Here is a 17,425-nt window from a genome sequence, read left to right as displayed (position 1 = left end):
CGGCGCCCGCGGGGGGACACGCCGGTTTGGCGGGACCGGTGGCGGGGACCCGGTGTCACGGCACAGACGATCGAGCCCCCGGACCCGGAGCGGGCCGGGGCCAGGACCGGACGCAGAAGGAAGATGAAGCGCCGTGACCGCGCAGACCAGCGAGAAACCCGTCCCCCGCAGGCCCGAGACGGGCTGGTCCAGGGCCCGTCGGCTGCGCGGCGGAGCCGCCCCGCGGACCTGTCTGCCCGCGGTGGCGGACGACGGCACGGCACCCGCGGTACAGCCGGGCGCGGAGGGCAACATCTTCCGGGGCGAGGACTGACCCGTAACCGACCGCCGTGCACCGGCCGTCACGCGAAGGCCACGCACTCGCCATGGTCCGTTCGACCGGGCTAAGGTGACGCAGATGAAGGCTCTCGTGTTGTCCGGCGGCGCCGGTACGCGGTTGAGGCCGATCACGCACACCTCGGCCAAACAGCTGGTGCCCGTCGCCAACAAAGCTGTCCTGTTCTACGGCCTGGAGTCGATCGCCGCAGCCGGCATCACCGACGTCGGAGTGATCGTCGGTGACACCGCCGCCGAGATCCAGGAAGCCGTCGGTGACGGCTCCAAGTTCGGCCTGGAGATCACTTACATCCCCCAGGAACGCCCCCTCGGACTCGCCCATGCCGTGCTGATCGCCCAGGACTACCTGGGCGACGACGACTTCGTGATGTACCTGGGCGACAATTTCATCGTCGGCGGCATCACCGGCCTCGTCGACGAGTTCCGCAGCCACCGGCCGGACGCCCAGATCCTGCTCACCAGCGTTCCCGACCCACGGTCCTTCGGCGTCGCCGAACTCGACCCGCAGGGCCATGTGATCAGCCTGGAGGAGAAGCCGGAACATCCCAAGAGCGACCTCGCGTTGGTCGGGGTGTACCTCTTCACCTCCGCGATCCACGACGCGGTGCGCGCCATCGAGCCGTCCTGGCGCGGCGAGTTGGAGATCACCCACGCCATCCAGCACCTCATCGACGTCCACGCCGACGTACGCTCCACGGTCATCCAGGGCTACTGGAAGGACACCGGGAACGTCACGGACATGCTGGAGGTCAACCGCAGGGTGCTGGAGACCATGGACCGCCGTATCGACGGCGAGGTCGACGAGGCGTCCGAGACCGTGGGACGCGTCATCGTGGAGGAAGGCGCACGAGTGGAGGGCTCGCGCGTGGTGGGCCCGGTCATCATCGGCGCCGGAACCCTGGTCCGCGACTCCTACGTCGGTCCCTTCACCTCCATCGCGGAGAACTGCCGGATCACCGACAGCGAGGTGGAGTTCTCCATCGTGCTGCGCGACTCCTCGATCCACGGAGTGGGCCGGATCGAGTCCTCACTCATCGGCCGCCACGTCGAGGTGACCCCGGCACCCAACGTGCCCAGTGCCCACCGCCTCGTCCTCGGAGACCACAGCAAGGTGCAGATCCACACATGAACCTCCTCGTCACCGGCGCCGCCGGGTTCATCGGCTCGACCTACGTCCGCACGCTGCTCGCGGACGAGGCGCCCGACGCGCCCCGGATCACCGTGCTCGACAAACTCACCTACGCGGGCACCCTCGACAACCTCGAACTCGACCATCCGCGCCTGGAGTTCGTGCAGGGCGACATCCGCGACGCGGAACTCGTCGACAAGCTGATGGCCGAGGCCGACCAGGTCGTGCACTTCGCCGCGGAGTCGCACGTCGACCGCTCGATCGCCGGCGCCGACGACTTCGTCCTCACCAACGTCGTCGGCACCCAGACCCTGCTCGACGCGGCGCTGCGGCACGGCGTGGGCCCCTTCGTGCACATCTCCACCGACGAGGTCTACGGCTCCATCGACGAGGGCTCCTGGCCGGAGGACCATCCGCTGCGGCCGAGTTCGCCCTACTCCGCCTCCAAGGCGTCCTCCGACCTGTTCGCCCTGGCCTACCACCACACCCACGGCCTGGACGTCCGCGTCACCCGCTGCTCCAACAACTACGGCCCCCACCAGTTCCCCGAGAAGGTCATCCCGCTCTTCGTCACCAACCTCCTCGACGGCGGGAGGGTCCCGCTGTACGGCGAGGGACTCAACGTCCGAGACTGGCTGCACGTCGAGGACCACTGCCAGGGCGTCGAACTCGTGCGCACCAAGGGCCGCCCCGGCGAGATCTACAACATCGGCGGCGGCACCGAAATCAGCAACCGGGAACTGACCGGCCTGCTCCTCGACGCCTGCGGCGCCGACTGGGACCGCGTCGACCGCGTCACCGACCGCAAGGGCCACGACCTGCGGTACTCCGTGGACTGCTCCAAGGCCCGCACCGAACTCGGCTACCGCCCTCGGCACGACTTCACCTCCGGTCTCGCGGACACCGTCGCCTGGTACCGCGACAACCGCGCCTGGTGGGAGCCTCTCAAGCGGCGTGCGCAGGGGCTGTCATGAGGTGGCTGGTCACCGGCGCGGGCGGCATGCTCGGCCACGACATGGTCGACGAACTCCGCGGCCGGGGCGAGCAGGTGACGGGCCTGGACCGGGCCGCCCTGGACATCACCGATGCCGAGGACGTGGAACGGGTCCTCGGCGAGCACCGGCCCGAGATCCTCGTCAACTGCGCCGCCCACACCGCCGTCGACGACGCCGAGACCGACGAGGAGCGGGCGCTGCTGATCAACGGCGAGGGCCCGCGCCTGCTCGCCCGCGCCGCGGCGCGACACGGCACGCGGCTCGTCCACGTCTCCACCGACTACGTCTTCGACGGCGCCGCCCGCACCACGCCGTACCCCGAGGACCATCCGCCGGCCCCGCGCACCGCGTACGGCCGTACCAAGCTCGCCGGTGAACAGGCCGTCCTGCGTGAACTCCCCGGCGCGAGCGTCGTTCTGCGCACCGCCTGGCTGTACGGCGCGCACGGCCGCAGCTTCGTCCGGACGATGACCGAACTGGAAGCCCGCCGCGACACCGTCGACGTCGTGGACGACCAGCGCGGCCAGCCCACCTGGAGCGCGGACGTCGCCGCCCGCATCGCCGACCTCGGCCCGCGCGTCGGCGACGACGCGAGCGGAGTCCTGCACGCCACCGCCTCCGGCGAGGCCAGCTGGTACGACCTGGCACGCGAGGTGTTCCGGCTCCTCGACGCCGACCCCGACCGGGTGCGCCCCGTCGGCAGCGAGGCCTTCGCCAGGCCCGCACCCCGTCCCGCCTACAGCGCTCTCGCGCACGGCCGCTGGCAGTCGCTGGGCCTGCCGCCGCTGCGTGAGTGGCGTTCCGCCCTGAATGAAGCCCTTCCTCGGATCCGCAAGGAGTCCCCTGCGTGAAACGCCATGAGTTCCTGCGGGACCTGCACAAGGTCTGCGCCAACCGCAACTACCTCGAAATCGGGGTCAACGACGGTCGCAGTCTCACCTTGTCGCGCGTCCCCAGCATCGCGATCGACCCCGCGTTCAAGGTGGTCACCGAGATCCGGTGCGACGTCCATCTGGTGAAGGCCACCAGTGACGACTTCTTCGCCCGGGACAACCCGCTCGGCCACCTCAAGGGCGGTCGCCACCCGGTGCGCAACCTGCGCCGGGGCCGCAGCCCGATCGGCTACTGGCGGCGCACCACCCTCGACCTGTCGTTCATCGACGGCATGCACCTGTTCGAGTACGCGCTGCGCGACTTCATGAACGTGGAGAAGCACTCCGACTGGTCGAGCGTGATCGTCCTCGACGACATGCTGCCCCGCAACATCGACGAGGCCGCCCGCGACCGCCACACCGACGCCTGGACCGGCGACGTCTACAAGGTCGCGGAGATCCTCAACCGCTACCGCCCCGACCTGGTCACCGTCCACGTCGACACGAAGCCCACCGGCCAGCTCATCGTCTTCGGCGCCGACCCGGACAACACGGTCCTGCACGACAAGTACGACGAGATCATGGCCGAGTTCGACGTCCCGGACCCGCAGAAGGTGCCCGAGGCGATCCTGGAACGAGTCCGCGCGGTCCCCGCCAAGGACCTGCTGGAAGCCTCCTTCTGGGGCTCGCTGACCAAGGCCCGCAACCTCGGTGTCCGCCGCTCCCGCGGCCTGGACCCGCTGCGCAAGGCCCTGGAGCCGTACTCCTCCAGTCACTGAGCCGACCCGCGCAAGGAAGCGGCCCCCGGCCGTCCACCGCCCTGTTACGGGCGGTGGACGGCCGGGGGCCGCTCACCGTTCGTCCCTCAGCCGTCGGACCGCCCGGCCCGCAGCCGCTCGTAGTACGCCGAGCAGGTCGCGTACGACGGCAGCAGCCCGGACCGCTCCGCCTCGGCCAGCGACGGCGCCTCGGCGTCCTTCGGCGACACCACCGGCTCGATCCCCTCGGGCCAGGGAAGCCCCAGCGCGGGGTCCAACGGGTTCACCCCGTGCTCGCGGTTCGGCGCGTAGCCGGTCGAGCACAGGTACACCACGGTCGCGTCGTCGGTCAGCGCCATGAAGGCGTGCCCGAGCCCCTCGGCGAGGAACACGGCGTGCCGGTTCTCCTCGTCGAGCCGGACGGCCTCCCACTGCCCGAAGGCGGGCGAGCCGACCCGCAGGTCGACCACCACGTCGAGGACGGCGCCCCGCACACAACTGACGTACTTGGCCTGGCCGGGCGGCACGTCGGAGAAGTGCACGCCGCGCAGGACGCCCCGCCGCGAGACCGAACAGTTGGCCTGCGCCAGCGACAGGTCGTAGCCGGTGGCCGCACGGAACTCCTCCCCACGGAACCACTCGTGGAAGGTGCCCCGCTCGTCAGGGAAGACCTTGGGCTCCAGCACCCAGGCACCCTCGATCCCCAGTGATCGCACGCTCTCAAGCCCTCCAAGTCCTGATCCGGGACGCGGCCCTGCGCCGGATCCGTCCGAGTACCCGCCGGGTCCGGCGCACCAGCCGCTGTACGCCACCCGGCCCGGGCGGGCGGATCGGGCGCACCGGGCGCACCACCTCCACGCCCGCCGCCCCGACGCGCAGCGCCAGCGGCAGCAGGAGGAAACGCGGTGTGTCGGCCTCGGGAGCCGGGCTCAGCGCCACCTGCCAGGTCGCGCCCGCGAGGTCGGCGACGGGCAGTTCGGCCGCCAGCAGTGCCCCGGAGCCGTCCGGCGCCGGCGACAGCGTGCCGCGGACCTCCCGCCCGGTCCTGCCGGTGAGCCGCAGCAGCACCTCGGTGTCGCCCGGGACGTGCAGCGGCAGCGGTGCGCGCAGCCGGTCGCCGGTGACGGTGACGTCCTGCGGGGTGAGCGTGCCAAGGCCCAGACGCTGCGTGGCGCGGTCCACGTCCAGGGCGAGATTCGCGTGCGGGTCGGTCCAGTAGGGCAGCACCACACGGCCGGCCGCCACACCCCCGGACGTGGCCGTCCGGTCCTTGCGGGGGACCGGACGGATCGGGCCCAGCCGGCACTCCTTGGTCCAGCCGCCCAGCCTGACCCGGACGAAGAAGTCCCACAGCCCGCCGTTCACCGGGGCACCGTCGGCCGCGGTGGCGGGGTCGACGAGGGCCGAGGCACGCAGCACCAGACGGACCGGCCCGCCCGCCTCGTCCGGGACGATCTCCCGGGTGACCTCCACCGGCTGGAAGTACTGCGCGGCGGTGGCGCGTTCCCGCAGCAGCAGGTCCGCCGTGGCCGACCCGAACCGGGTGACGCTGTCGGCCGCCACCCGGGCGACCGCCTCGGCGACATCCTCCGGGGCGTCCGAGGGCGCGCTGCCCGCCGCACCGGCCGGGAACGTCATCGGCACACCGCCGACGGCGTACTCGGTGACGAGGTCGATCCGCAGCGCCCCCTTCTCCCACCGCACCCCTTCGGGCTTGGCGGTGAGGGTGACGGAGGACTCCCACTCGGCGAACGCGACCACGTCGTCGAACCGGTCGGCGGCGATCAGCGCGGCGACGATCTGCTGGGTCGGCGGGAGCCCGGCGGCGACCCCGGGCCCGAAGCGCTCGACGACGACCCCGTGGATCTCGTCGAACAACTCCCTGCGATAGTCCGCGGGCAGGGCCAGCAACCGTCGGCCGCGCATGCGCTCGACCATCTCGTTGCGCAGCCAACGCCGCATCAGCCGGTCGCGCAGTGGTCCCGGCTCGGTGTACTCCTCGACGACGTCCAGGGCCTCGCGGAGGTTCTTGAAGTAGCCACCGGGCTCGAAGCGCTGGAAACCCGCGTTGGATGCGTCGTCACGCTTGACGTGGTAGTAGCAGACGTAGTCGCTGAGCACGGACACGTTGTCCGCGCGCAGGAACGCCTCGGTGACGAAGACATGGTCCTCAAGCCGCCGACGGCCCTCCGGGAATCTCAGCCCGATGTCGTCGAGGAACTTCCGGCGGAACATCTTGTGCGGGGTGAGACTGTCGATCAACGGGGCGTTCTCGACGGTGGCGCGCGGATGGTTGCGGCGGAACAGTTCCACCGGCACAGGCCGCCCCTTGCCGGCCATCTTGCCGATGACGACGTCGGCGCCGTTGGCCACCCCGTAGTCGTACATCCGCTCAAGGGCCTCGTCGCCGAGGTAGTCGTCGTTGTCGACGAACATGACGTACTCGCCCTTGGCGGCGGCGATCCCCACGTTGCGGGGCTTGCCCGACCAACCGGAGTTCTCCTGGTGGACGACCGTCACCCGGGGGTCGTCGGCGGCCACCTCGTCCAGGCGGGCGGGTGCGCCGTCGGTGGAACCGTCGTCGACGAAGATCACTTCGTACTCGTCGGGAGGCAGCGACTGCCTCAGCAACGAGGAAATGCAGTCCTCGATATAGGTCCCCGGGTTGTAGACGGGAACGATGACACTGACCTTCACCGGCATCGGGCTCCGGGCCCCCTCAGGTCGCTTGCCGTGGGTGATGTCGCTGATACGCGTGGGCAGATGCTAACCCCATTGGGCCCATTGTCCGTCGTCGGCCCTCCGGCGAAGGACCCGGTGTGTCCCGCAGACGGGGCTGGGCCCGCAGGCCGTGTACCCGTGCCGCGCGGGTAATCTGACGCCGTGCGCCTCCTGCTGATGTCCGACACCCACCTCCCGCGGCGCGCCAAGGAACTCCCCGCGCCGCTGCTCGCCGAACTCCCGCGCGCCGACGTCGTGTTCCATGCCGGGGACTGGGTCGACCCGGCCACCCTCGACCTGTTGGAGAGCCGCAGCACCAGACTGGTCGCCGTGTACGGCAACAACGACGGACCACGGTTGCGGGCCCGGCTGCCCGAGGTGGCGTACGCCGAACTCGACGGTCTGCGGTTCGCCGTGGTCCACGAGACGGGCACCGCACAGGGCCGCGAGGCCCGCTGTGCCGCCCGATTCCCCGACACCGACGTGCTGGTCTTCGGGCACAGCCACATCCCCTGGGACACCACCGCGGCCACCGGTCTACGGCTGCTCAACCCCGGCTCGCCGACCGACCGCCGCCGCCAGCCCCACTGCACCTACCTGACCGCGTCGGTGACCGACGGCCGCCTCCTGGACGTGACGCTGCACCGACTGCCCCCGCGGTAGGCCCGGGCCGCCCTGTGCGTGGGAAGCGGTCCGGGCGCCGTGGGTGTGCGCTGTCACGGACCTCCTTCCGGGTGGGAGGTGCCGACGAGGACACGCGTGCCCTCGTCCGTCGTGCGACGTCTGCCCCCGCGGGTCGGCCCCGCACCGTCGGTTCGCCCGGTGCCCGGACGGTCGCCCCGCGGAGCCGGCCGGCGGGCCCGCGACCATCGCCCGGATACGCCGTCCGCCCGCCACCGGGCTCCCCCAGCGGGCGCATCCGCTCCTCACCCCGGTGAGGCAGCCCGGCCTGGACGGTGAGGCCGTCACCGGCCTCTCCGGGGCTGGGAACCGCTCGGATGGATCGCTCCGGCCGTCGCGGTCAGCGGGCCGCCGCTGCCGCCCCAGCGCAGCGCGACGATCTCCGCGGCGACGGACACGGCCACCTCCTCGGGTGTCCGGGCGCCGAGGTCGAGCCCCACCGGGGAGCGCAGCCGGGACCGCTCGCGCTCGCCGAGTCCGGCGTCGGCCAGGCGTTTCGCCCGGTCGTCGTGGGTACGGCGGCTGCCCATCGCCCCGATGTACGCGGCCGGCCGGCGCAGTGCCTCCTCCAGCAGCGGCACGTCGAACTTGGGGTCGTGGGTGAGGACGCAGATCACCGTGCGGTCGTCGGTGTCGGTGCCCCGGAGATAGCGGTGCGGCCACTCCACGACCACCTCGACGCCCGCCGGGAAGCGCTGGGGTGTGGCGAACACCGGACGGGCGTCGCACACCGTGACCCGGTAGCCGAGGAAGTCACCGATACGGGCGACCGCCGCCGCGTAGTCGATCGCGCCGAAGACCAGCATGCGCGGCGGCGGCGCGAAGGAGTGCAGGAAGACGGTGACGGCGTCCTCCCGGCGTTCGCCGCGCGGGCCGTAGTGCCTCAGGCCCGTGGCGCCCAGGCCGAGTTCGCCGCGCGCGTCGGCCGTGACCGCCACGTCCAGACCCTCCGTGCCGAGGGTGCCGGCGACCCGGTCCGGCCACACCGCGAGGGCCGCTCCACGCGGCGCGGGCCCGTCGGTGACCGTGGCCACGGTCACCGGGCGGCCGGCGGCGACCGACTCGGCCACCGCGCCGAAGGAGGGGTCCGACTCCGGGGTGACGGGCCGGACCAGCAGGGTGATCTCGCCGCCGCAGGTGAGCCCCACCGCGAAGGCGTCCGCGTCGCTGTACCCGAAGGTCTCCAGCCGGGCCTCCCCGCTCGCCACCACCTCCTGGGCGAGCTCGAAGACCGCGCCCTCGACACAGCCGCCGGACACACTGCCCACGACCTCACCGCCGGGTCCGACGGCCATCGCCGCCCCGGGATCGCGCGGCGTACTGTGGCTGACCGCCACCACCGTGGCCAGGCCGAAGGGCGCGCGGGACGCGTACCAGTCGTTCAGTGCCGGGAGGATCTCACGCATCGTCGGCTCCTCTCACCGCCGCCGCCGGACGCTCCGGCGCGGCCAGGCTGTGCCCCTCGACGAAGGCGTCCACGCCCGGCAGCGCCGCCGTCCCGGCCGCCGGGGGGCGCGTAGCCGGGCCGTGCCTTGCGCGGATCGCCCCGGATCACCCGGTGCGCCGGCCGGTGCAAGCGTCGCATCCGGTCCGTGAGCGGCTGCGGATCGCCACGCTCCCAGCCGTCCGAGAGCAGCACGACGACCGCGCCGCGTGCCATGCCCCGCTTGTCCCCACCGGTCTAGGAACTCCCGCAGCAGTGCGCCGAGCCGGATGCCGCCGCGCCGGTCGGGCACGGCCGCCGCGACCGCGGCCGTCGCCAGGTCGGGATCGCGGTGCGACAGCTCCCGGGTCACCCGGGAGCCGATGGTGCGCACCTCCGTCCGGGTGCCCCGCGCCGCCGCGTGCGCGAACCGCAGCCACGCGTCCGCGTACGGCACCGTCGAGCCGCTGACGTCGACGAGCAGCACGACCCGGCGGGGCAGCACGGTCCGCCCCCGGCGCCGCAGCCGCGCGGGCTCGCCGCCGCCCGCGGGGCTCCACCCCGTCCTGGTACGTCGTGCCGTCCACCCTCACCCAGATACGGGTCATGTGCCCTCCCAGGATCACGGGACGTGAGGGGCGTCGCTCCAGGACCGCGGCGCAGCGGGGGCGAGGGGCCGGACGACATGGGCTGAGCGTTAATCCGTTGCCGAGGAGGCCCCGGCTCTGCTGGACTTCACATGACCTTGTCGCCGCACGATCCAGGAGCAGCAATGCGCGCACCGTTCATGTCCGCCCCGGAAGGAACGACTCCCTCTTCGAAGGACATGACGCTTCGTGCACTCGCTCAATCTCGGCATCCTCGCCCATGTCGACGCCGGTAAGACCAGCCTGACCGAGCGGCTGTTGCACTCGGTCGGAGTGATCGACGAGATCGGCCGCGTCGACGACGGGAACACACAGACCGACACCCTCGCGCTGGAGCGCCGGCGCGGCATCACCATCAAGTCCGCCGTCGTCTCCTTCGCGGTCGACGACGTGACCGTCAACCTCATCGACACCCCCGGCCACCCCGATTTCATCGCCGAGGTGGAGCGGGTCCTCGGTGTCCTCGACGGCGCGGTGCTCGTCGTCTCGGCCGTCGAGGGCGTCCAGGCGCAGACCCGCGTGCTGCTGCGGACCCTGCGACGCCTGCGCATCCCCACGCTCCTCTTCGTCAACAAGATCGACCGGCGCGGCGCGCGCCACGAGGCCGTGCTGCGGGCGGTCTCCGAACGGCTCACGCCCGCCGCGGTCCCGATGGGCACCACCGCCGGACTCGGCACCCGGGACGCCCGCTTCGTGCCCGGCCTGGGCCCGGCCGCGCTGGACATCCTCGCCGCGCGGGACGACGACCTGCTGTCCGCCTACGTCGAGGGCACACTGTCCGACGCCGGGCTGCGCGCGGCCCTCGCCGACGCGACCCGGCGGTGCCTGGTGCACCCCGTCTACTTCGGCTCCGCCGTCACGGGCGCCGGCATCGACGAACTGACCGAGGGCATCAGGGAGTTGCTGCCCGCCGCGGACGGCGACCCCGACGGACCGCTCTTCGGCACCGTCTTCAAGGTGGAACGGGGGCCGGCGGGGGAGAAGATCGCCTACGCGCGGATGTTCTCCGGAACCCTGCGCACCCGCGACCGGATTCCCTTCCCCGACCTCCGCGAGGACGGCAGGATCACCGCGATCAGCGTCTTCGACGACGGCTCCGACGACCGCCGGGACACCGTACCCGCGGGCCGGATCGCCAGGCTGTGGGGGCTCACCGACGTCAGGATCGGCGACGCCCTGGGCGAACCCCGCTCGGCCCACGGCCACTTCTTCGCCCCGCCCACCCTGGAGACCGTCGTCGTCCCCGGGCCGGACACCGAGGGCCGGGCCCTGCACCTCGCGCTCACCCGGCTCGCCGAGCAGGACCCGCTGATCGGCCTGCGACACGACGAGGTCCGGCGGGAGACCTCGGTGTCCCTGTACGGCGAGGTGCAGAAGGAGGTCGTCCAGGCCACCCTGGCCGAGGAGTTCGGGCTCGACGTCACCTTCCGCGAGACCACGCCCCTGTGCGTCGAACGCCCGGCGGGCACGGGCGCGGCGCGCGAGTTCATCAAGAAGGACGCCAACCCCTTCCTGGCGACCGTCGGCCTGCGTGTCGATCCGGCGCCGCCGGGCACGGGCATCGGGTTCCGGCTGGAGGTGGAGCTCGGCTCCATGCCGTACGCCTTCTTCAAGGCCATCGAGGACACCGTGCGCGAGACCCTCGGACAGGGCCTGAACGGCTGGCAGGTCACCGACTGCACGGTCACCCTGACGCACTGCGGCTACTGGCCCCGGCAGAGCCACGCCCACCAGGGCTTCGACAAGAGCATGTCCAGCACCGGCGCCGACTTCCGCGGGCTGACCCCGCTGGTCCTCGTCGAGGCGCTCCGGCGGGCGGACACCCGGGTCCACGAGCCGATGCACCGGTTCCGCGTCGAGGCCCCGGCGGACACCCTCGGCGCCCTGCTGCCGGTGCTCGCCGCCCTGCGGGCCGTACCGCGGACCACCGAGACGCATGGCGCGATCTGCGTGCTGGAAGGGGCCGTTCCGGCGGACCGGGTGCACGAGCTGGAGCAGCGGCTGCCGGGACTGACCCGTGGTGAGGGGGAGTGGGAGAGCGCCTTCGACCACTACGCGCCCGTCACCCACGGCACGGTTCCGCGCAGGTCACGCACCGACAACAACCCGCTGAACCGCAAGGAGTACCTGCTGAACACGACGCGCAGGGTGGGCGGGTGAGGTCCCACCCGCCAAAGTAGAAACTTACTCAACAGTCACCAGGTGTTGACGTTGTCCCGAAATCACCGGACTGTAATGGACATGCCGAATATGCGTGCGCGTCTGCTCGTTGTTCTGGTTGTCCTCTCCGGACTGTTGACGGCGACGGGTCTGCGACCCGCCACCGCCGAAGCCCTGCCCGACTCCCTCTGGTTCGACGACACCCCCCTCACCGTCCAGGACGGCCGCTTCACCGACGGCCAGGGCCGCGAGGTGGTCCTCCGCGGCTACAACGTCTCCGGCGAGACCAAGCTCAAGGAGAACAACGGCCTGCCGTTCGCCTCCGTCGCCGACGCGAGGAAGTCCGCCGCCGCGCTGCGTACCCTCGGTGGCGGCAACACGGTCCGCTTCCTGCTCTCCTGGGCCTACGCGGAACCCGTGCGCGGCCAGGTCAGCACCTCCTACCTGGCCGCCGCCACCGCGCAGATGGGGGCGTTCCTCGACGCCGGCATCCGCGTGTACCCCGACTTCCACCAGGACCTCTACTCCCGCTGGCTCTTCGACTCCGACAGCTGGTACACCGGCGACGGGGCGCCGAAGTGGGCCGTCGACCTCGGTGACTATCCCGACGAGTACTGCGGGATCTGCCCCTTCTGGGGCCAGAACATCACCTCGAACGCGGCCGTGACGGAGGCGTCGTACGACTTCTGGCACAACGCCTACGGCATCCAGGACGCGTTCCTCACCACCGCCCAGAAGACGATGACGTATCTGCGGCAGAACCTCACCACCGCCCAGTTCACGGGTGTCGCCGGCTTCGACCCGTACAACGAACCGCACGCGGGCAGCTACGACGCGGGGCAGACCAGCAGGGCCTGGGAGAAGGACGTCCTGTGGCCGTTCTACGTCAAGTTCCGTGCCCGGATGGACACGGCGGGCTGGCAGGACAAGCCCGCCTTCGTCGAGCCGAACCTGTTCTGGAACGCCAACCTCGACTTCCAGAAGCAGGAGGGCGGGCTCCTCGACGCCGGCACCCTGGGCCCGGACTACGTCTTCAACACCCACTTCTACGACCAGAAGGCCATCTCCGGCATCTTCATGTGGGGCAAGGCGGCCGACGGCCAGTACGCGGGCGACTTCAAAACCGTCCGTGACCGGGCCGCGGCCACCCACACGGCGGCGATCGTCAGCGAGTTCGGCCACCCCCTGGCCGGCAACGTCTCCGACAAGGCGCCGACCGTCCTCAAGGCCATGTACCAGGCCCTCGACTCCCGTGTCCCGGGCGCGAGTTGGTGGTCGAACCCGAGTGCCTCCGGTCCGGTCCTGTCCGGTTCGCAGTGGCAGTGGGACATCTACAACGGACGACACCACGAGCTGATGAACGACAACCCCGACAAGGTGCTCACCACCGGTGACGCCTGGAACGACGAGGACCTCTCCGCCGTGGGCCTCAACGACGCGGGAACGGCCGTACTGCGCCAGGACGCCCGGCTCCTGGACCGCGTCTACCCGAGCGCCACCGCCGGCTCGACCGTCGCCTTCACCTACGAGGACCGCTCCCGCGACGGCTCCACGACCCTGACCTGGAACCCCGTCCCGAGCTCCCTCCCGAACGTCTCCCGGCTGGTGGGTTCGGGACAGTACGGTCTGCTGGCATGGCGCTCCGACGGCTCGGCCGCGCCCACCGAACTCCACCTCCCGGCGTCCTTCCCGACCGCCACCACCACGGTCGTCTCCGACCTGGGCACGTCCTACGCCCCGCCGGCGTACACCAGGACGACCCCGATCGCGGCGGCCCCCGAACCGGGCGGCACCGGAAGCCGCCGCCTCCTGCTCACCGCACCCGACAACGGCGTCCTGCACTACGCGCTGGTGACCAACGGGGCGACGGCCCCCTCGTCGACCCTGCTGAACGCGGCCCGCGCCGAGCTGTCGGCCTGGGCGGCGCAGAACGTCGACTGAGCCGCGCGCGACCACACGGCCGAAGCCGGTGCCCCGCTCCATGCGAGGGGCATCGGCTTCGTCCTGTCAACTTACTGCCGAGTAAGACGAAGTGTCCTTCTCCACAGGGCTGCGTACACGACAAAATCGGTCGTCAGGCGGATGATCGGACGTGTGACACGGGGCGAGGAGAGGGAGGCAGGGTGACGGGCAGGCTCAAGGCGCCGACCGGCCGCTACGGCGGCAAGTCGGCCGAGGAACGGCAGGCCGACCGCCGCCGCCGCCTCCTGAACGCCGCACTTCAGCTCTTCGGCGACGTCCCCGGATACCGCGCCACCACCGTCGCCGCGCTCAGCGAGACCGCCGGGCTCTCCACCCGCCAGTTCTACGAGGAGTTCCGCACCCTGGAGGACGTCCTCGCCGCCCTGCACCTCCAGGTCAACGACTGGGCCGAGGAGGCCGTGCTCGCGGCGGTGGCCGACTCGCGCCACCTGCCGCTCGCCGAACGGGCCGCCGCGATCTTCCGCGCCTACGCCGCCAACGTCACCACCGATCCGCGGCGCGTCCGCATCACCTTCGTCGAGATCATCGGCGTCAGCCCGCGTCTGGAGGAGCAGCGCCTGGTCCGCCGCGCCCGCTGGGTCGACCTCGTGTGCGCCGAGGCGGGGACGTCCGTGGCGCGCGGCGAGGCCGCCCCGCGCGACGACTACCGGCTCGCCGCGACGGCCTTCATCGGCAGCGTCAACGGTCTGCTGCACGACTGGAACGCGGGGTGGGTGGAGGCCACGCTGGACGAGGTGGTCGACGAACTGGTCCGGCAGCTGCTGGGGATCATGCGGCCTCCGGGGTGGTCGCCCGGGGTGTGACGCCGCAGAGGTGGCACACGGGAGGTCCGACGGCCGGGGTGTGACGCGCGCGAGGTGTCCGAGCGCGTCTAGTGACGCAGCCGTTCCACCGCGTCGAGCACCGGTGCGATCCCGTCCTCGCTCCGGATCCGCGCCCCCAGCGCCCGCGCCCGCTCCGCATGCCCGGGATCACCGGTGGCCCGTACCAGCGCCGCGGCCAGCGCGTCGCCGCTCAGCCGGCGCAGGGGCAGCGCGCACGGGGCGACCCCCAGGCCGACCAGGCGTGCCGCCCAGAACCCCTCGTCGAACTGGACAGGCACCGGCACGGCGGGTACGCCCGCCCGCAGCCCGGCCGCCGTGGTGCCGGCGCCCGCGTGGTGGACGACCGCCGCCATGCGGGGGAAGAGCAGGGAGTGCGGGACCTCGCCGACGGTCAGCATGTCCTCCCCGGAGGCCTCCAGACCGGCCCAGCCCCGCTGGATCACCCCGCGCAGCCCGGCCGCCCGCAGCGCCCGCACGATCACGGCACCCACCCGCCCGGGATCGGGCACGGTCGCACTGCCCAGCCCGACGAAGACCGGCGGCGTCCCGGCGGCGAGGAACTCCTCCAGCCGGGCCGGAAGCCGGTCCGTCGTGTCGTAGGGCCACCAGTAGCCCGCCACGTCCAGTCCCGTCCGCCAGTCGCGCGGCCGGGCGACCACCAGCGGGCTGAAACCGTGCAGCACCGGCCAGCCCTGCCGCTCCCGGGCTCGCAGGCCCGCGGTCGTGCGGGCGCGGGGCAGTCCAAGCCGGGCCCGCAGCGGGGGTACGGCACCGGCGTAGACCTGCTCGACGGCCAGGCTCACGCCCCTGCCGGCCAGCCGGTTGCCGACCGGTCCCCAGGAACCGACGCCCAGCATCGGTGGGGCGAACTCCCTTGTGGGGGAGAGGGGTTGGAGGTGGACACCGAGGCTCGGCAGGTCCAGTCCCTCCGCGATGGCGTGACCCAGCGGGCCGACGGAGGCGGCGAGGAGCAGTGCGTCGCTGGTGCGGGCCGCCGTGACCAGGTCGTCCGTCATCCGCCCGGCGACCGCCCGTGCCATCGCCGCCACCCGCACCAGCTTGCCCACGCCGGTCGTGCTGCGGTGCAGTCCCCGCCCGCGCGAGGACTCCAGCTCGGCCCGCGGGTCCACCGGCAGCGGATGGAACGAGAGCCCCGCCCGGGCCGCCAGCGGCTCGAAGCGGGCGTGGGTGACCAGGGTGACCTCGTGTCCGGCCCGGGCGAGGCCGTGCCCCAGGCCGGTGTAGGGGGCCACGTCACCCCGGGATCCCGCCGTCATGATCGCTACGCGCACGACGGTCAGTATGGCGGCCCGGCACGTCACCGCGGGCGAACGACCCGTGCACAGCGGCGACTTCACGCCGACCTACGTGCGAAATATCGGCCCACGCGAACGCCGGCGGCACCCTGACCGATGTCGACGCCGGTCTCCCCCCGGACGCGAACAGCAACGGCACGGCCAACGGGTCGCTGCCCGTGCTGCGGTCCTGCAACGGCGGCGGCAACCGGACGTGGACGGTGACGTGACGCCTCGCTAGGCGAGACACACCAGCAGCAGGACCGTCGACATCGCGGCGCCGCCCAGCAGGCAACAGGCCAGCAGGCGGCGCCGCAGACGTCGGTACGTGTCCTCGTACTCGCCCCGCAACTCCCGGGCCCGCGCTGCCGTGCGCTGCCAGGAGAGGTGGGCGAGAACGAGGTACTCGGCCTCGAACCGGCTCTCCACCTCGGCCCGTTGGGCGTCGGTCAGCCAGTGCAGGGGCGCACCGAACCGTGCGGCGGCGCTGCGGCTCTCCTCGCGGGTGGCGGCCAGCAGGAGATGTCCCTCGACATCGCCCAGGAAGTCCCGGATTCCCCGCGCCCTCCGCGTGTCCTCGACGCTCACCGTGCCGTCAACTCCCTCTCCCGCGAGGGGGTGTGGTGCAGGTCGTAGGCGGGGGACTCGCTGCGGATCCGGGGCAGTGCCGTGAAGTTGTGCCGGGGCGGCGGGCAGGACGTGGCCCACTCCAGCGAGCGGCCGTAGCCCCACGGGTCGTCGTCGGTGACCGGCGTGCCGTACTTGGCCGTCTTCCACACGTTGTAGAAGAAGGGGAGGAGCGACAGCCCGAGAAGGAAGGAGAAGACGCTCGACAGGGAGTTGAGCGTCGTCAGACCCTCCACCGCCAGATAGTCCGGAATCCGGCGCTGCATTCCGTTCACGCCCAGCCAGTGCTGGACGAGGAAGGTGCCGTGGAAGCCGATGAACAGTGTCCAGAAGGTGATTTTCCCGAGGCGTTCGTCGAGCATCTTGCCGGTCATCTTCGGCCACCAGAAGTGGAAGCCGGAGAACATCGCGAAGACGACGGTGCCGAAGACGACGTAGTGGAAGTGCGCCACCACGAAATAGGTGTCGGACGTCGGGAAGTCGAGCGGCGGCGAGGCGAGCATGACACCGGTCAGACCACCGAACACGAACGTGATGAGGAAGCCGGTGGCCCAGAGCATCGGGGTCTCGAAACTCAGGCTTCCCTTCCACATGGTTCCGATCCAGTTGAAGAACTTCACGCCGGTCGGTACGGCGATGAGGAACGTCATGAAGGAGAAGAACGGCAGTAGGACGCCGCCGGTGACGTACATGTGGTGGGCCCACACGGTCACGGACAGGCCCGCGATGGAGATGGTCGCCGCGATGAGGCCCATGTAGCCGAACATCGGCTTGCGGCTGAAGACCGGGATCACCTCGGAGATGATCCCGAAGAAGGGCAAGGCGATGATGTACACCTCTGGGTGGCCGAAGAACCAGAAGAGGTGTTGCCACAGGAGAGCGCCGCCGTTGGCGGAGTCGAAGACGTGCGCGCCGAACTTGCGGTCCGCCTCCAGGGCGAACAGTGCCGCGGCCAGGACCGGGAAGGCGAGCAG

Annotated in this window: 15 protein-coding genes and 1 pseudogene; 9 read left to right on the top strand and 7 right to left on the bottom strand. The window is 71.6% G+C overall.

Annotation, left to right across the window (positions count from 1 at the left end; genetic code table 11):
• Positions 1-133: 133 nt before the first annotated feature.
• From ACZ5VD_RS05780 to ACZ5VD_RS05760, 5 genes are all read left to right on the top strand, one after another.
• Positions 134-313 (top strand): hypothetical protein, encoded by a 180-nt coding sequence (locus ACZ5VD_RS05780; protein WP_468554217.1) that lies wholly within the window; start codon positions 134-136, stop codon positions 311-313.
• Positions 314-397: 84 nt separating this feature from the next.
• The gene (locus tag ACZ5VD_RS05775) at positions 398-1,465 is read left to right on the top strand and encodes a glucose-1-phosphate thymidylyltransferase (RefSeq protein ID WP_468554218.1); all 1,068 of its coding nucleotides are present in this window, start codon (positions 398-400) and stop codon (positions 1,463-1,465) included.
• Positions 1,462-2,439: a dTDP-glucose 4,6-dehydratase gene (rfbB, locus tag ACZ5VD_RS05770; protein ID WP_468554219.1), complete on the top strand. Its 978-nt coding sequence runs from the start codon at positions 1,462-1,464 to the stop codon at positions 2,437-2,439. The genes ACZ5VD_RS05775 and rfbB overlap by 4 nt, the downstream gene beginning before the upstream one ends.
• Positions 2,436-3,311, top strand: coding sequence for a dTDP-4-dehydrorhamnose reductase (gene rfbD / locus ACZ5VD_RS05765; RefSeq protein WP_468554220.1), 876 nt, complete (start codon positions 2,436-2,438; stop codon positions 3,309-3,311). Before rfbB ends, rfbD begins: the two co-directional genes overlap by 4 nt.
• On the top strand, positions 3,308-4,111 hold the full coding sequence (locus ACZ5VD_RS05760; RefSeq protein WP_468554221.1) for a class I SAM-dependent methyltransferase: 804 nt from the start codon (positions 3,308-3,310) through the stop codon (positions 4,109-4,111). The genes rfbD and ACZ5VD_RS05760 overlap by 4 nt, the downstream gene beginning before the upstream one ends.
• 86 nt (positions 4,112-4,197) lie before the next feature.
• Here ACZ5VD_RS05760 and rfbC read toward each other — a convergent pair whose 3' ends face one another.
• Both rfbC and ACZ5VD_RS05750 read right to left on the bottom strand, forming a co-directional pair.
• Positions 4,198-4,806, bottom strand: coding sequence for a dTDP-4-dehydrorhamnose 3,5-epimerase (gene rfbC / locus ACZ5VD_RS05755; RefSeq protein ID WP_468551403.1), 609 nt, complete (start codon positions 4,804-4,806; stop codon positions 4,198-4,200).
• Positions 4,807-4,810: 4 nt separating this feature from the next.
• Positions 4,811-6,793: a glycosyltransferase family 2 protein gene (locus tag ACZ5VD_RS05750; protein ID WP_468551404.1), complete on the bottom strand. Its 1,983-nt coding sequence runs from the start codon at positions 6,791-6,793 to the stop codon at positions 4,811-4,813.
• Between the two features lie 180 nt (positions 6,794-6,973).
• On the opposite strand from ACZ5VD_RS05750, the gene ACZ5VD_RS05745 reads away from it, so the two are divergent.
• Positions 6,974-7,474: a metallophosphoesterase family protein gene (locus tag ACZ5VD_RS05745; protein ID WP_468551405.1), complete on the top strand. Its 501-nt coding sequence runs from the start codon at positions 6,974-6,976 to the stop codon at positions 7,472-7,474.
• A gap of 302 nt (positions 7,475-7,776) precedes the next feature.
• Here ACZ5VD_RS05745 and ACZ5VD_RS05740 read toward each other — a convergent pair whose 3' ends face one another.
• Positions 7,777-8,898, bottom strand: coding sequence for an XdhC family protein (locus ACZ5VD_RS05740; protein ID WP_468681000.1), 1,122 nt, complete (start codon positions 8,896-8,898; stop codon positions 7,777-7,779).
• Positions 8,891-9,462, bottom strand: a pseudogene (locus tag ACZ5VD_RS05735) (VWA domain-containing protein); the annotation flags it as partial. The gene ACZ5VD_RS05740 and the pseudogene ACZ5VD_RS05735, both read right to left, overlap by 8 nt.
• 289 nt (positions 9,463-9,751) lie before the next feature.
• Between ACZ5VD_RS05735 and ACZ5VD_RS05730 the strand changes: the two are divergent.
• From ACZ5VD_RS05730 to ACZ5VD_RS05720, 3 genes are all read left to right on the top strand, one after another.
• Positions 9,752-11,722, top strand: coding sequence for a GTP-binding protein (locus tag ACZ5VD_RS05730; protein WP_468680998.1), 1,971 nt, complete (start codon positions 9,752-9,754; stop codon positions 11,720-11,722).
• Positions 11,723-11,797: 75 nt separating this feature from the next.
• Entirely contained in the window at positions 11,798-13,663 is a 1,866-nt protein-coding gene (locus ACZ5VD_RS05725; protein ID WP_468680995.1) for a cellulase family glycosylhydrolase, read from the top strand.
• A gap of 182 nt (positions 13,664-13,845) precedes the next feature.
• Entirely contained in the window at positions 13,846-14,508 is a 663-nt protein-coding gene (locus ACZ5VD_RS05720) for a TetR/AcrR family transcriptional regulator (RefSeq protein WP_468680993.1), read from the top strand.
• Between the two features lie 68 nt (positions 14,509-14,576).
• Here ACZ5VD_RS05720 and ACZ5VD_RS05715 read toward each other — a convergent pair whose 3' ends face one another.
• The 3 genes from ACZ5VD_RS05715 to ACZ5VD_RS05705 form a co-directional block, all read right to left on the bottom strand.
• Complete coding sequence (locus tag ACZ5VD_RS05715) at positions 14,577-15,806, bottom strand: glycosyltransferase (RefSeq protein ID WP_468681646.1); 1,230 nt, start codon at positions 15,804-15,806, stop codon at positions 14,577-14,579.
• Between the two features lie 255 nt (positions 15,807-16,061).
• Positions 16,062-16,412 carry a hypothetical protein gene (locus tag ACZ5VD_RS05710; protein WP_468680991.1) on the bottom strand — a complete coding sequence of 117 codons (351 nt, stop codon included), beginning with the start codon at positions 16,410-16,412 and terminating at the stop codon, positions 16,062-16,064.
• Positions 16,409-17,425, bottom strand: a 1,017-nt coding sequence (locus ACZ5VD_RS05705) for a cytochrome c oxidase subunit I (RefSeq protein WP_468680989.1), incomplete at its 5' end; no start/stop codon positions are given. The genes ACZ5VD_RS05705 and ACZ5VD_RS05710, both read right to left, overlap by 4 nt.

The organism is Streptomyces sp. NPDC032822, from assembly GCF_055578825.1.
The sequence above is the reverse complement of the archived record's forward strand: the minus strand, read 5'-3'. Positions and strand labels throughout refer to the sequence as shown.

Coding starts and splice junctions, on each gene's coding strand:
- rfbD (WP_468554220.1), top strand. CDS start 2,436: ATGAGGTGGCTGGTCACCGGCGCGGGCGGCATGCTCGGCCACGACATG.
- rfbB (WP_468554219.1), top strand. CDS start 1,462: ATGAACCTCCTCGTCACCGGCGCCGCCGGGTTCATCGGCTCGACCTAC.
- ACZ5VD_RS05750 (WP_468551404.1), bottom strand. CDS start 6,793: ATGCCGGTGAAGGTCAGTGTCATCGTTCCCGTCTACAACCCGGGGACC.
- ACZ5VD_RS05725 (WP_468680995.1), top strand. CDS start 11,798: ATGGACATGCCGAATATGCGTGCGCGTCTGCTCGTTGTTCTGGTTGTC.
- ACZ5VD_RS05740 (WP_468681000.1), bottom strand. CDS start 8,898: ATGCGTGAGATCCTCCCGGCACTGAACGACTGGTACGCGTCCCGCGCG.
- ACZ5VD_RS05715 (WP_468681646.1), bottom strand. CDS start 15,806: ATGACGGCGGGATCCCGGGGTGACGTGGCCCCCTACACCGGCCTGGGG.
- ACZ5VD_RS05775 (WP_468554218.1), top strand. CDS start 398: ATGAAGGCTCTCGTGTTGTCCGGCGGCGCCGGTACGCGGTTGAGGCCG.